Raw genomic sequence first — 14,323 nt, 5'->3', positions numbered from 1 at the left:
CTGTTCTGATCTTCACGGCACGTCTTAGAGTGCCGGGATGAGCATGTCTCCTCCTCCCGGCTGGTACACGGACCCGTCGGCGCCGCCGGCACAGCCCGTCGAGCGCTGGTGGGACGGGTCCGCGTGGACCGAACACCGGCGTGCGCCCGGAACCCTCCAATTGGGCCAGGCGCAGCCGGGGTTCGGCCCTCCGCAGGCACAGACTCAGGTCCAGCCGCTGCCCGGGGCTTCCGGAGGCGGCCGGGCCAAGGTGGTGGCCCTTGCCACCGCCGGGGTCGTCCTGGTCGCGTCGATCGTCACGGGCGTGGTGCTCCTGCGCGAGGACGACGGCGACCCGCAGGCAGGACCGCCGGCGCCGACCACATCGGAGCCGGTGGACACCCCCACGCCGACCTCGCCGACGCCCACCACGTCGGCTCCCGACCCCGACCCCTCCACCCTCGTCGACCAGCTCAACGGCATCACGATCCCGGTCCCCGACGGCTGGGAGAAGGCCGACAGCTCGGTCGGCGGCGATCCGACCGTCCGCACCCCTGACGTCTACGACTGCCCCGGCGAGGGCAGCCTCTGCCGCCACGGCACGGTCTACTCGCGCACGTCGACGGCGACGGACGAGCGCTCGCCCAAGGCGCTGGCCCAGCGGGACATCAAGGACGCGGCGGACCGGGCGTACGACGAGGACAAGGTCGGCATGGAGCCCTTCGGCGGCATCGCGAGCCACGAGAAGGTCAAGGAGGGGTCCGTGGCGGTCGCGGGCCGCTCCGGCTACCTCGTGCGCTGGCGCGTCCGCACGGACAAGGGGCCCGGCGGATACGTCCAGTCGCTCGCCTTCCCCTCCAGCCACGGGTCCGAGGCGGTGGTCATCGTCCGCTTCGCCATCGACGCCGGGGACGAGGCGCCGCCCCTCTCCGACATGGACGAGATCACCAAGGGGATCCGCCCGGTCGGCGGCGGGGCGACGAGCGGCGGCGTGGGCAACAGCGTGGGCGCGACGCCCTGACGATCCCGCGCCCTCAGAGGAACGTGTGGCCCTCTCCCCGGTACGTCGGGACGGTGGCCGTCACGCGGTCGCCCTCGACGAGCCGCAGCGCGTCGAACCGCTCGCACATCTCCCCGGCCTTGGCGTGCCGGAACCACACCTTGTCGCCGATCAGCAGGTCGTCGGCGGGCGCCCCGAGCAGCGGGGTCTGCACCTCTCCCGCACCCTCCTGCGGGTCGTAGCGCAGACCCTCCGGGAGGTACGGCACAGGGGAGCGGTCGGGTCCCGCGGCACCCGAAGCGGGGTAGCCGCCGCCGAGCACGGTCACGGTGCCGACGCCGGGGCGGCGCACGACGGGCTGGGCGAAGAGCGCGGCCGGACGCCCGCTGAACGACGTGTAGTTGTCGAAGAGGCGCGGTACGTACAGGCCCGACCCGGCGGCGATCTCGGTCACGGCGCGCTCGGCCGCGGTGTGCTGCACGCTGCCGGTGCCGCCGCCGTTGACGAACTCCAGGTCCGGCGCGACCGCCCGCACCGCGCGGATGGTCTCGGCCCGCCGGGCGGCGAGCTCCTTGCGGGCCGCGGTCTGCATCAGCCGGATGGCCCGGGAGCGCGCGGGATGCCCGGCGACCGCGTCACCGACCCCCGCCACATGCCCTTCGTACGCCATCACGCCCACGAGCCGGAACCCCGGCCGCCGGGCCACGGCGCGGGCGAGCGCGGCGACTTGGACGGGGGAGTGCAGGGGCGAGCGCAGGGCCCCGATCCGCACCCGCCCTCCGAGGATCTTGTAGGCGGTGTCCAACTCCAGGCAGACCCGCACCTCTTCGCGCCCGTCGCCCCTGGCCTCGTCGATGAGCCGCAGCTGCGCCGGGTCGTCGATCATCACGGTCACCGAGGAGGCGAGCTTCGGGTCGGCGGCAAGCTCGGCGAAGGCGGACCGGTCGGCCGAAGGGTAGGCGAGCAGGACGTCGTCGAACCCGGACCGCGCGAGCCACAGGGACTCGGCGAGCGTGTAGGACATGATCCCGGCGAAGCCGTCGCGGGCCAGGACGCGTTCGAGCAGCGCCCGGCAGCGTACGGACTTGCTCGCGACCCGGATCGGCTTCCCGCCGGCCCGGCGCACGAGGTCGTCGGCATTGGCGTCGAACGCCTCCAGATCGACGATCGCGACGGGGGCGTCGAGGTGCGCGGTGGCCCGGTCGTAGCGGGCCCTGTCTGCTGCACGGGCTGTCATGGCCGAAGCCTGCCAGACGGGATTACCCGAGGGTAGGGGGATGATCCGGGCAGATCGCCCGGGGGCGCGGACTGGTTCCCTCGCGACCGGAATCTGCCCTTAGAGTTACGCGCAGAAGAGCGAGGAAACGGGGGGTGCATGAGCACGGAAGCGCGACGGCCTCCCGTCCCGCCACGTCCCACGGCCCCACCCCCACCGCCGGGCCCGCCGGCCTCCCCGGCGCCTCCCGTGCCGTCCGCGCGCTTCCCGGACGGGCGTCCGCGGACGCCGGGCGACGGTGATGGCTCCCCGCCGCCACCGCCGATGGCCGACCCCGCGCCCGAGGACGGCGACTCCATACTCGAGGACCTGTTGGCGCCCTTCGACCTGGTGAGGATGCCCGAGCCCGCTGCGTCACCGGACGACGAGCAGGACGCCGATGGCGAGAGGCTGCCGTCCCCGCCCCCGCCGCCCGCTTCGGCGCGCTTTCCCGATGCGCCGCCTCCGGCGACGATGACGCGCACACACGCGCCGATGTCCGACCCTGCCCCGGACCCCGACCAGGCGCCCGCCGCCGAAGCGCCGCTCCTGCCGCCGCTTCCTCCTGCCCCGCCGTACGTCGGCGTGCCGGTCCCGGACGCGGAGAGCGAAGGCGAGGCGGGCGTGGCGGACTACCGACTCCGTCCCCCGAGGCCTTCCGCACCGCCACCGGGCCCAGCGGCCGTGTCCGCGGGCATACCTGAGGCCGACTCGGGCCCCGCGCCGCTTCCCGGGCTGGCGCCACCGCCCTGGTCCGCGTCGAAGTCCGCATCCGCATCCGCGCCGGAGGCTGAAACGCCGACGCCGACGCCGACACCGGTGTCCGGGCCCTCGGTTCAGTTCGCACCGGCATCCCGGCCCGCCGCCGCGCCCCCGGCGCCCCTCACCGGGCCCGCGCTCTCGCGAGCCCACGCGTACGCCCGCACCCCCAAGGCCGTGCCCCCGCCCGCTCACTCCCCCCGAACCACCGCCGCCCGCCGCGCGGTCGGCGCCGTCGACCTGACGCCGGGACCCGGGGCGGGGCGGCCCTTCGTGGCGTTCGCGCGGCCCGCGCTCTACGACGACAGCACCACGCGGCTGCGGCCCGTCCGCACCTGGGTGCAGCCCCGAGTGACCGCGGCCGCCGCCTGTGTCGTGCTCGGGCTCGGGCTCATCGGGGGCGCGGCCACCGGGAGTTGGCTGACCGGGGGAGCCGAGGGGGCGAGCGCCTCGCCCAACGCGTACGCCGTGGCGGGCGAGCTCTGGCACAGCGTGCCCGTCGACCAGCTCTTCCCGGCCACCATCAAGGGGGAGGGCGCGGGACCCGGCGGAGCCGACCGCAACTGGACCCGCGTCGCCGTCGCCCCCGACAGCACCTGCAAGGGCGCCTTCGACCCGCTCCTGCGCAAGGCACTCGCCCCGGCGGGCTGCCTGCGGCTGCTGCGCGCCACGTACACGGACGCGACCCGCAGCCATGTCACCACCGTAGGCCTGCTGTTCACCAAGGCCGACGCCGAAGCGATGCGCTCCCTGCGCACCCGTTTCACGGAGGAAGGCCTCGACCGGCGCCCCGACCTGATGCCACGTCCGTACGCGGCCAAGGGCACCCCGGCCGCGGACTTCGGCGACGCCCAGCGCGCGTCCTGGACCGTCTCCGTGCTCCCGGACGCCCCCGTCGTCGCCTTCGCCGTCTCCGGTTTCGCCGACGGACGTACGGTCACCGAACCCGAGCCCGCCGACGAGGCCATGAAGACCTCCGCCACCAGCGCCCCCGCCCAGGCGGGCCTCGGCAACGAGGCCAAGGGCATCGCCGACCGCGTCGAGCGGCGCCTGCGCAAGACCATCGCGGCCACGGAGAAGTCCTCATGAGAATCCGCCGGTGGGCCGTCGCCGCCCTCGCCGCCTCGCTCGCCCTGCTGCCCGCCACCGCACACGCCGACGACGGCATACGCGCACAGCAGTGGGCCCTGGACGCCATGCACACCGGCCAGGCCTGGCAGACCACCAAGGGCAAGGGCATCACCGTCGCCGTCCTGGACACCGGCATAGACCGCGGCCACCCCGACCTGACCGGCAGCGTCCTCGAAGGCAAGGACATGGTCGGCTTCGGGGCGAAGAAGGGCGACCGCCCCTGGGCCCGGCACGGCACCGCCATGGCCGGCATCATCGCGGGCCACGGACACGGCGCGGGCAACGGCGACGGCGTGATCGGCATCGCGCCGGAAGCGAAGATCCTGCCGATCCGCGTGATCCTGGAGGACGGCGACCCGGACCGCTCGAAGGCCCGCAACACCCGGGGCAACGCGCTGGCCGACGGCATCCGCTGGGCCACCGACCACGGCGCCGACGTCATCAACCTCTCCCTCGGCGACGACTCCAAGTCCGCCCACCCCGAACCCGCCGAGGACGCCGCGGTCCAGTACGCCCTGAAGAAGGGCGCCGTCGTCGTCGCATCCGCGGGCAACGGCGGCGAACGCGGCGACCACATCTCGTACCCGGCGGCCTATCCCGGAGTCATCGCCGCCACCGCCGTCGACTCGAACGGCGACCGCGCCTCGTTCTCCACCCGCCGCTGGTACGCCACCGTCAGCGCCCCCGGCAAGAAGATCGTCATCGCCGACCCCGACCGCGAGTACTACGAAGGCTGGGGCACCAGCGCCGCGTCGGCGTTCGTCTCGGGTGCCGTCGCCCTCATCCGCGCCGCCCACCCCGGCCTGACCCCGGCCCAGATCAAGCAGCTCCTGGAGGACACCGCACGGGACGTGCCCAGCGGTGGCCGCGACGACTCGCACGGCTTCGGCTTCATCGACCCGGCGGCCGCCATCGCCGAGGGCGGCAAGAAGAAGCCGGAGGAGCTGAGCTCCGCGGCGTACGGGAAGAAGTACTTCGGCCCGGGTCCCGACGAGGACGCGGGCGACGGCGGGCCCGCAGGCTGGGTGGGCCCGGTCGCGGGCGGCATCGGCGTGGCCCTCCTGGCAGCGGCGGTCTACCTCTGGCGCGGCCGTCGCGGAGCCCGCCCCGGCACCGCCCGACAGGTCCCGGACCAGTCTCGATAGGGTCGGTGCCGTGGCGAACAAGAACATCCCGGACCCCGGCTTCTCCGACGACGACGGCTCCGCCGACCCCCGGCTCACCGCGGCCCTGACCGCGTGGGCCGAGGACCGTACGGCCCACGGCCCCGTCCTTGAGGCGCTCACCGGCGCCCGGCTGCTCGTCCCCGTGGTCGCCGTGCTCGGCGAGGTCGAGGAGGACGAGAACGGGCTGCGCCGCGAGAAGTCCAGCGACATGGCGGTCCCCACCCTCAAGGCGGGCGACCGCAAGGCGCTGCCCGCGTTCACCTCGACCCAGGCCCTCGCCCTGTGGGACCCGGAGGCCAGGCCCGTCGCCGTCCCCCTGCACCAGGCGCTCCAGGCCGCGGCCCACGAGCAGGCCGACACGATCGTGCTGGACCTCGCGGGACCCGTTCCCTACGAGATCAACCGGCCCGCCCTGATCGCCCTCTCCGAAGGCCGCCACACCCGGGACCCGCTCGCCGACCCCGCTGTCACGGCCGCCGTGCGGGCGGCCGTCGCCGCCGAGCCCGCCGTTCTGCGCGCCCACCTCGGCGCGGGCACCGCGGACGGCACCCTCGCGCTGGTCCTGGACCCCTCGGCGGACCCGGCCGAAGCCGCCCAGCGCGTCGCCGGGCACATCGCGGCCGACGAAACACTGAGGGCCCGCCTGGTGAGCGGCCTCGACCTGGCACTGCTGCCGGCCGGGGCGACGCCACCGGGCGAGCCCTTCTACGTACGAGAAAGCTGAGAGGTCAGCCGAAGACCGGGCCCGTGTACTTCTCGCCCGGACCCTGGCCCGGCTCGTCCGGCACCTCGGACGCCTCGCGGAAGGCCAGCTGCAGCGACTTCAGGCCGTCGCGCAGCGGGGCCGCGTGGAACGAGGAGATCTCCGTGGCGCTCGCGTCCATCAGGCCGCCGAGCGAGTGGATCAGCTTGCGGGCCTCGTCGAGGTCCTTGTGGCCCTCGCCGCCCTCGGCGAGGCCCAGGTTCACGGCCGCGGCGCTCATCAGGTGGACGGCGACCGTGGTGATCACCTCGACCGCGGGGACGTCCGCGATGTCACGGGTCAGGGTGTCGAAGTCGGGGGAATCGGGGGCCGAGCCGGTGGCGGACTCGGGGGTGGGGGTCGCGTCGCTCATGTCCCACACGATAAGCGGAGCCCCACGCGCGGTGAGCCGCGGGAGTCCGTGAGCACGGTTGGGCGCCGCTGGTTAGCCGCACCCCCGTGGAGCTGCTAACCTTGTGTAACGACCGGCCGGATACTCGCGTGCCACGCAGAGGCCCGGCCCACAAGTGGAGGCTCCGCTTCCCACCTGGCCGCTCCCCGGAGCGGCGGGTCACCGGTCAGGCGGCCGCAGTCCCCGAGACTACGGCAGGCCCGAGATGCGCCCCGCGATCACCGCGGAGGTGCTCCGGTAGTAATGGAGCCCCTTCCTGTGATCGGTTGGGGCATTTTTTTATGTACTCACTCGGTTGGTCGAGATAACAGACGTAACGCGGCTGTCCGCCAGACCGCCGCGTGGTGCTACCGAGGAGGATCCATCAGCGCCGAGCCCCGCATCAACGACCGGATTCGCGTTCCCGAGGTGCGACTTGTCGGTCCCAGCGGCGAGCAGGTCGGGATTGTTCCGCTTGCCAAGGCCCTGGAGCTCGCACAGGAGTACGACCTCGACCTGGTCGAGGTGGCGGCGACCGCCCGTCCGCCCGTGTGCAAGCTCATGGACTACGGGAAGTTCAAGTACGAGTCGGCCATGAAGGCCCGTGAGGCGCGCAAGAACCAGGCGCACACGGTCATCAAGGAGATGAAGCTCCGGCCGAAGATCGACCCGCACGACTATGACACCAAGAAGGGTCACGTCGTCCGGTTCCTCAAGCAGGGCGACAAGGTCAAGATCACGATCATGTTCCGTGGTCGCGAGCAGTCCCGGCCGGAGCTCGGCTACCGACTGCTGCAGCGTCTCGCGAACGACGTCGAAGACCTCGGGTTCATCGAGTCGAACCCGAAGCAGGACGGCCGAAACATGATCATGGTCCTCGGTCCGCACAAGAAGAAGACCGAAGCCATGGCCGAGGCCCGCGAGGCCCAGGCGGTCCGCAAGGCGGACGCGAAGGCCAACCCGGGCCGCTCGCAGAACGCCGTCGCGGAGGGGGAGCCCGACGAGGCTCCTGCCGAGGCTGTCGCCGAAGCCCCTGCCGAGGCCCCGGCCGAGGCTCCCGCCGAGGCCTGATCCCGGGACGCGAGTCCGGGGATCGCCAACTGATCCATACGGTTCCCGGATGCCCGGTTTCACGACCGGGCATCCGAGTGCCACTGACGAGGAGAGAACGGCGCTATGCCGAAGAACAAGACGCACAGCGGTGCCAGCAAGCGCTTCAAGATCACCGGCTCCGGCAAGGTGCTCCGTGAGCGCGCCGGCAAGCGCCACCTGCTCGAGCACAAGTCGTCCCGTCTGACGCGTCGCCTCAGTGGCAACGCCGAGATGGCCCCGGGCGACGCCAAGAAGATCAAGAAGCTTCTCGGCAAGTGAGTCCGGGCGCACACCGCGCCTGAACTCTGACCGGGACCCAATCGATACCGGGTCGTGTGAGTCCAACCACGGCCCCGCTACAAGGAGTTAACAAGTGGCACGCGTCAAGCGGGCAGTCAACGCCCACAAGAAGCGTCGGGCGATCCTCGAAGCGGCCAGCGGCTACCGCGGCCAGCGTTCGCGCCTGTACCGCAAGGCCAAGGAGCAGGTCACCCACTCCCTGGTCTACAACTACAACGACCGCAAGAAGCGCAAGGGCGACTTCCGTCAGCTGTGGATCCAGCGCATCAACGCTGCTGCCCGCCAGAACGGCATGACGTACAACCGCCTCATCCAGGGTCTGAAGGCCGCCAACATCGAGGTGGACCGCAAGATCCTGGCCGAGCTGGCCGTCAACGACGCGAACGCGTTCGCCGCGCTCGTCGAGGTTGCGCAGAAGGCTCTGCCGTCGGACGTCAACGCGCCCAAGGCTGCCTGACGCTTCGCTGTACCTGAGCGTTACTCGCGGACCCGCAGGCCAACCGGCCTGCGGGTCCGCTTGCGTCCGGCCCCGCGTCCGCCGCCAACTGTCGTCTGCCGTCCGCCCGCCGTCTCCGGCTGAGCGCGCAGTTCCCCGCGCCCCTGTCGGGGCGCTCTCCCCGAGGTGAGTTTCATGGTTGCCAGCCCCGAGTTGATCTCCCCCAAGTCGCCCCGCGTCAGCGCCGCACGGCGGCTGGCCAAGCGGAACTTCCGGGGGAAGGAGCAGCTGTTTCTCGCCGAGGGGCCGCAGGCCGTGCGGGAGGCCGCCGCGTACCCGGACACGCTCGTCGAGCTGTTCGCCACCGTCGACGCCGCCGACCGCTACGCCGACATCGTCGGCGAGGCCCGTGCCGCCGGTGCCCGTGTGCACCTGGCGGACGAGGACGTCATCGCGGACATCTCGACGACCGTGACGCCGCAGGGGCTCGTCGGGGTCTGCCGGTTCGTCGACACCCCTTTCGACAGCATCCTCGCCGCACGGCCCAAGCTGGTCGCCGTCCTCGCGCACGTGCGTGACCCCGGGAACGCGGGCACCGTGCTGCGGTGCGCCGACGCCGCGGGAGCGGACGCGGTCGTCCTCACGGACGCCTCCGTGGATCTCTACAACCCCAAGTGCGTGCGCGCGTCGGTCGGTTCGCTGTTCCACCTGCCCGTCGCCGTCGGCGTACCCGTCGAGCGGGCCGTCCAGGGGCTGAAGGACGCGGGTGTGCGGATCCTGGCCGCGGACGGGGCGGGCGAGGACGACCTCGACGACGAGCTCGACAAGGGCACCATGGGCACCGCTTCCGCCTGGGTCTTCGGCAACGAGGCCTGGGGTCTGCCGGAGGAGACCCGCGCACTCGCCGACGCCGTGGTGCGCGTTCCGATCCACGGCAGAGCCGAAAGCCTCAACCTCGCGACGGCGGCGGCCGTGTGCCTCTATGCGTCCGCCCGTGCACAGCGTGCGGCTGGAGGGTGCCGTTCCGTCACTCCCAGCTAGTAGGGTGACGGGCTCGGAGGCCTCCTGCGCCGGTCCGAGAGGTGGGGTACGGGGAATGAGCATCGGCACGAGCAGATCACCGGGAGTACAGGACATCCTGTGTACTCGCGCGGACCATGGCGCCCTCGGTGACCTCGGCGACGGGCTCGGCATCCACCCGGACGACCTCCCCGACGGCCTCGTCGTCGCCGACGAGTCGGGCCAAGTCATCTGCTTCAACGCCGCGGCCGCGCGCATCACCGCGGTGCACGCGTCCGACGCCCTGGGCGCTCCGCTGGAGCACGCCCTGCCTTTAGAGGACCTCGAAGGCCGCCGCTGGTGGCAGCTGACCGATCCGTACGGCGGCCTGGCCACCCGGTTCGCCCAGCCCGAGCGCAATCTGCTGCTCCCCGGCGGGCGTGAGGTCCTCGTCTCCGCGCGCTATGTGCGCACCGCGCCCACCGGCCCCGTACGCCGCGTCGTCGTCTCCATCCGCGACACCGAGGCCCGCCGCCGCACCGAGCGCAGCCACGCGGAGCTGATCGCCACCGTCGCCCACGAGCTCCGCTCGCCCCTCACCTCCGTGAAGGGCTTCACGGCGACGCTGCTCGCCAAGTGGGAGCGCTTCACCGACGACCAGAAGAAACTGATGCTGGAGACGGTGGACGCCGACGCCAACCGCGTCACGCGGCTCATCGCCGAGCTCCTCGACATCTCCCGCATCGACTCGGGGCGGCTCGAACTGCGCCGCCAGCCCGTCGACATCGGTGCCGCCGTCGGCCGCCACATCCAGGCCCACGTCGCCTCCGGCCAGGACGCGGACCGCTTCCTCGTCCGGATACAGCGGCCGTTGCCCGACTGCTGGGCCGACCCCGACAAGATCGATCAGGTGCTCAGCAACCTCCTGGAAAATGCGGTGCGGCACGGCGAAGGAACCGTCACCATCGACGTGGCAGCATCGTCGTCCCCGCGTGAGCAGGGCGGGGCCGAGACGGCCGTGACCGTGAGCGACGAGGGGTCCGGCATTCCGGAGGAATCGATGGGCCGTGTCTTCACCCGCTTCTGGCGGGGCAGCAAGCGCGGCGGGACGGGACTGGGGTTGTACATCGTGAAGGGCATCGTGGAGGCGCACGGCGGGACGATCACCGTCGGCCGCGCGCCCGGTGGCGGCGCCCAGTTCCGATTTACGTTGCCCGTGGGCACTCCGGCGTATCTCCTCTGATCCTCACCGATCACCTCTGATCCGCCCGAGCACCGCCCGCGGGCTCATTCACCTGCGCCACCCCCGTTAGACTCGATCCTTGGCACGTTTGCGTCCCCCTATGTGGACGATTCGTCTCCGAGTCGTAGACGGGGACCATCACCAGCCAACCGGAAGCACGGGAAGAGATGTCGGCACCGAACAAGTCGTACGACCCTGTTGAGGTCGAGGCACTGAAACCTGAAGAGATCGAGCGCATGCGGGACGAGGCGCTCGCCGCCTTCGCCGCCGCGGGCGACCTCGAACAGCTCCAGGAGGCCAAGGTCGCGCACACCGGCGGCACCTCGCCGCTGGCCCTCGCCAACCGCGAGATCGGCGCGCTGCCCCCGCAGGCCAAGGCCGAGGCCGGTAAGCGCGTCGGCATGGCGCGCGGCGCCGTGAGCAAGGCGCTCGCCGCCCGGCAGACCGAGCTCGAGGCCGAGCGCGACGCCCGGGTGCTCGTCGAGGAGGCAGTGGACGTCACGCTGCCGTACGACCGCGTCCCGGCCGGTGCCCGGCACCCGCTGACCACGTTCATGGAGCGTGTCGCGGACGTCTTCGTCGCCATGGGCTACGAGATCGCCGAGGGCCCCGAGGTCGAGGCGGAGTGGTTCAACTTCGACGCCCTGAACTTCACCCCGGACCACCCGGCCCGGCAGATGCAGGACACGTTCTTCGTCCAGGGCCCCAAGGGCACCGAGGGTGACGAGTCCGGCGTCGTGCTGCGCACCCACACCTCCCCGGTGCAGGCCCGCGCGATGCTCGACCGCGAGCCGCCCGTCTACATCGTCTGCCCCGGCCGTGTGTACCGCACGGACGAGCTGGACGCGACGCACACCCCGGTCTTCCACCAGATCGAGCTGCTCGCCGTGGACGAGGGCCTGACCATGGCCGACCTCAAGGGCACCCTGGACCACATGGTCCAGTCGCTCTTCGGTGCGGACATGAAGACGCGCCTGCGTCCGAACTACTTCCCGTTCACCGAGCCGTCCGCCGAGATGGACATGGTCTGCTACGTCTGCCGTGGCGAGTCCGTGGGCAACCCCGACCGCCCCTGCCGCACCTGCGGCAGCGAGGGCTGGATCGAGCTGGGCGGCTGCGGCATGGTCAACCCGAAGGTGCTCACCGCCTGCGGCGTCGACCCCCAGAAGTACAGCGGATTCGCCTTCGGGTTCGGCATCGAACGGATGCTGATGTTCCGCCACAACGTCGAAGACATGCGAGACATGGTCGAGGGTGACGTCCGGTTCACCCGGCCCTTCGGGATGGAGATCTGATGCGGGTCCCGCTTTCCTGGCTGCGGGAGTACGTCGATCTCCCCGCCACCGAGACCGGCCGTGACGTACAGGCCAAGCTCATCGAGGTCGGCCTCGAGGTCGAGACCGTCGAGCAGGTCGGCGCGGGCCTCACCGGTCCGCTCGTCGTCGGCAAGGTCCTCACCATCGAGGAGCTGACGGAGTTCAAGAAGCCCATCCGCTTCTGCACCGTCGACGTCGGCTCCGCCAACGGCACGGGCGAGCCGCAGGAGATCGTCTGCGGCGCACGGAACTTCGCCGTCGGTGACAAGGTCGTCGTCGTGCTGCCCGGCGCCGTGCTGCCCGGCGACTTCAAGATCGCCGCGCGCAAGACGTACGGCAAGACCTCGCACGGCATGATCTGCTCCGGCGACGAGCTGGGCATGGGCGACGACGGAAGCGGCGGCATCATCGTCCTTCCGCCCGAGCACGAGGTCGGCACCGACGCCATCAAGCTGCTCGAGCTGGTCGACGAGGTCCTGGACATCGCCGTCACGCCCGACCGCGGGTACGCCCTGTCGATGCGCGGCGTCGCCCGCGAGGCCGCCATCGCGTACGGCCTGCCGCTGCGCGACCCGGCGCTCCTGGACGTGCCCGCGCCGAACGCCTCCGGCTACCCCGTCAAGATCTCCGACCCGATGGGCTGCGACCGCTTCACCGCGCGCACGGTCACGGGCCTGCGGCCCGAGACCCGCTCGCCGATCTGGCTGCAGCGCCGCCTCCAGAAGGCGGGCATGCGCCCGATCTCGCTCGCCGTCGACATCACGAACTACGTGATGCTGGAGCTCGGCCAGCCGCTGCACGCCTACGACCGTTCCCGCATCGAGGGCACCATCGGTGTGCGCCGTGCCGAGCAGGGCGAGAAGTTCACGACGCTCGACGGCGCCAAGCGCGTCCTCGACGCCGAGGACCTGGTCATCACCGACGACCGCGGCCCGATCGGCCTCGCGGGTGTCATGGGCGGCGCCAACACCGAGATCGCGGACCACGAAGAGACCGCGGGCACCAGCGACGTCGTCATCGAGGCCGCGCACTTCGACGCGATCTCCATCGCCCGCACGGCCCGCCGCCACAAGCTGCCCTCCGAGGCGGCCAAGCGCTTCGAGCGCGGCGTCGACCCGCAGGCCGCGTCCGCCGCCGCGCAGCGCACGGTGGATCTCCTCGTCCTGCTCGCGGGCGGCACCGCCGAGTCCGGGGTCACCGAGGTCATCGCGCCCTCCGCGCCCCACACGATCAGCATGCCCGCCGATCACCCGGACAAGGTCGCCGGTGTGGAGTACGGCCGCGAGACCGTCGTGCGCCGTCTGCAGGAAGTCGGCTGCGACGTCTACGGCCAGGACGCCCTGACCGTCACCGTGCCCTCCTGGCGTCCCGACCTCGCCGAGCCGAACGACCTCGCCGAAGAGGTCATCCGGCTCGAGGGGTACGAGAACCTCCCCTCCACGCTGCCCAAGCCCCCCGCGGGCCGCGGGCTCACGGACCGGCAGCGGCTGCACCGCCGCATCGGCCGCGCGCTCGCCGGGAGCGGATTCGTCGAGGCACCGAACTACCCCTTCATCGGTGAGCAGATCTTCGACCAGCTGGGCCTGGAGCCTGGCGACCCCAAGCGCCGGGTCGTGAAGCTGGTCAACCCGCTCTCCGACGAGGAGCCCGCTCTTCGTACGACGCTGCTTCCGGGGCTGCTCGGCGCGCTGCGCCGCAACGAAGGCCGCGGCAGCCACGACCTGGCGCTCTTCGAGACGGGTCTGGTCTTCAAGGCGCGTGCAGAGGCGCGCATCGCGGTGCGTCTGCCCGTCGACCGCCGGCCCACGGACGAGGAGGTCGCCTCCCTGACCGAGGCGCTCCCCGTGCAGCCGCGGCACGCCGCCGTCGTCCTGGCGGGCGCCCGCGAGCAGGCCGGCTGGTGGGGCAAGGGCCGTCCGTCCGAGTGGGCCGACGCGGTCCAGGCCGCGCGCGCCCTGGCCGCCGAGTCCGGCACCGAACTGCTCGTGCGCCAGGGCCAGTACGGCCCGTGGCACCCGGGCCGGTGCGCCGAGCTCGCCGTGGTGATCGACGGCGCGGAGCAGGTCATCGGGTACGCGGGCGAGCTGCACCCGCGCGTGGTCAAGGCGCTCGGTCTGCCCGCGCGCACCTGCGCGATGGAGCTCGACCTGGACGCCCTGGAGGCCGCGAGCGCCGGTGTCCCGCAGGGGCCGAAGATCTCCACCTTCCCGGTCGCCACGCAGGACGTCGCGCTCGTCGTCGGCGGGGACGTCCCCGCCGCCGACGTCGAGAAGGTCCTTCGTGAGGGCGCGGGTGAACTCCTGGAGTCCATCCGGCTCTTCGACGTCTTCACCGGCGAGCAGATCGGCGCGGGCAAGAAGTCCCTGGCGTACGCGCTGCGCTTTCGCGCGGCCGACCGCACGCTGACCGTCGACGAGGCCTCCGCGGCCCGTGACGCGGCCGTCGCCCTGGCGGCCGAGCGGACCGGCGCGGTGCTGCGCGGAGCGTAGTCACCGCCAGTAGTCGCTGCCAGGC

Annotated in this window: 13 protein-coding genes; 11 read left to right on the top strand and 2 right to left on the bottom strand. The window is 72.2% G+C overall.

The window, feature by feature from the left end:
- Nucleotides 1-37: 37 nt before the first annotated feature.
- Nucleotides 38-1,000 (top strand): DUF2510 domain-containing protein, encoded by a 963-nt coding sequence (locus tag ABZ833_RS37990; protein ID WP_361057019.1) that lies wholly within the window; start codon nt 38-40, stop codon nt 998-1,000.
- Nucleotides 1,001-1,013: 13 nt separating this feature from the next.
- On the opposite strand, the gene ABZ833_RS37985 is transcribed toward ABZ833_RS37990, so the two are convergent.
- Nucleotides 1,014-2,216, bottom strand: coding sequence for an amino acid deaminase/aldolase (locus tag ABZ833_RS37985; protein ID WP_361057016.1), 1,203 nt, complete (start codon nt 2,214-2,216; stop codon nt 1,014-1,016).
- A 303-nt stretch (nt 2,217-2,519) separates the two neighbouring features.
- On the opposite strand from ABZ833_RS37985, the gene ABZ833_RS37980 reads away from it, so the two are divergent.
- Genes ABZ833_RS37980 through ABZ833_RS37970 form a run of 3 tightly spaced genes read left to right on the top strand, consistent with a single transcriptional unit; the run spans nt 2,520 to nt 6,014 of the window.
- Nucleotides 2,520-4,082, top strand: a complete 1,563-nt coding sequence (locus tag ABZ833_RS37980; protein ID WP_361057013.1) for a hypothetical protein — start codon at nt 2,520-2,522, stop codon at nt 4,080-4,082.
- Nucleotides 4,079-5,269 (top strand): type VII secretion-associated serine protease mycosin, encoded by a 1,191-nt coding sequence (mycP, locus tag ABZ833_RS37975; protein ID WP_361057010.1) that lies wholly within the window; start codon nt 4,079-4,081, stop codon nt 5,267-5,269. Before ABZ833_RS37980 ends, mycP begins: the two co-directional genes overlap by 4 nt.
- Before the next feature lie 10 nt (nt 5,270-5,279).
- Nucleotides 5,280-6,014, top strand: a complete 735-nt coding sequence (locus ABZ833_RS37970; RefSeq protein ID WP_361057007.1) for an SseB family protein — start codon at nt 5,280-5,282, stop codon at nt 6,012-6,014.
- 4 nt (nt 6,015-6,018) lie between these two features.
- Here ABZ833_RS37970 and ABZ833_RS37965 read toward each other — a convergent pair whose 3' ends face one another.
- Nucleotides 6,019-6,405, bottom strand: a complete 387-nt coding sequence (locus ABZ833_RS37965) for a DUF1844 domain-containing protein (protein WP_361057004.1) — start codon at nt 6,403-6,405, stop codon at nt 6,019-6,021.
- Between the two features lie 402 nt (nt 6,406-6,807).
- Between ABZ833_RS37965 and infC the strand changes: the two genes are divergently transcribed.
- The 7 genes from infC (at nt 6,808) to pheT (ending at nt 14,298) form a co-directional block, all read left to right on the top strand.
- Complete coding sequence (infC, locus tag ABZ833_RS37960; RefSeq protein ID WP_249593129.1) at nt 6,808-7,494, top strand: translation initiation factor IF-3; 687 nt, start codon at nt 6,808-6,810, stop codon at nt 7,492-7,494.
- A gap of 105 nt (nt 7,495-7,599) precedes the next feature.
- A complete protein-coding gene (gene rpmI / locus ABZ833_RS37955; protein WP_135330421.1) occupies nt 7,600-7,794 on the top strand; it encodes a 50S ribosomal protein L35 in 195 nt (64 codons plus the stop codon).
- A 94-nt stretch (nt 7,795-7,888) separates the two neighbouring features.
- On the top strand, nt 7,889-8,272 hold the full coding sequence (gene rplT, locus ABZ833_RS37950) for a 50S ribosomal protein L20 (RefSeq protein WP_003970214.1): 384 nt from the start codon (nt 7,889-7,891) through the stop codon (nt 8,270-8,272).
- Nucleotides 8,273-8,446: 174 nt separating this feature from the next.
- Nucleotides 8,447-9,292 carry an RNA methyltransferase gene (locus tag ABZ833_RS37945; protein ID WP_361057001.1) on the top strand — a complete coding sequence of 282 codons (846 nt, stop codon included), beginning with the start codon at nt 8,447-8,449 and terminating at the stop codon, nt 9,290-9,292.
- A gap of 55 nt (nt 9,293-9,347) precedes the next feature.
- Nucleotides 9,348-10,493, top strand: coding sequence for an ATP-binding protein (locus ABZ833_RS37940; RefSeq protein WP_361056998.1), 1,146 nt, complete (start codon nt 9,348-9,350; stop codon nt 10,491-10,493).
- Nucleotides 10,494-10,660: 167 nt separating this feature from the next.
- Nucleotides 10,661-11,788, top strand: coding sequence for a phenylalanine--tRNA ligase subunit alpha (gene pheS / locus ABZ833_RS37935; protein ID WP_361056995.1), 1,128 nt, complete (start codon nt 10,661-10,663; stop codon nt 11,786-11,788).
- Nucleotides 11,788-14,298 (top strand): phenylalanine--tRNA ligase subunit beta, encoded by a 2,511-nt coding sequence (gene pheT, locus ABZ833_RS37930; protein ID WP_361056992.1) that lies wholly within the window; start codon nt 11,788-11,790, stop codon nt 14,296-14,298. The genes pheS and pheT overlap by 1 nt, the downstream gene beginning before the upstream one ends.
- Nucleotides 14,299-14,323 lie beyond the last annotated feature (25 nt).

It is taken from the genome of Streptomyces sp. NPDC047525, from assembly GCF_040643025.1.
In the GTDB taxonomy this organism is placed as follows: Bacteria; Actinomycetota; Actinomycetes; order Streptomycetales; family Streptomycetaceae; genus Streptomyces; species Streptomyces durmitorensis.
The sequence above is the reverse complement of the archived record's forward strand: the minus strand, read 5'-3'. Positions and strand labels throughout refer to the sequence as shown.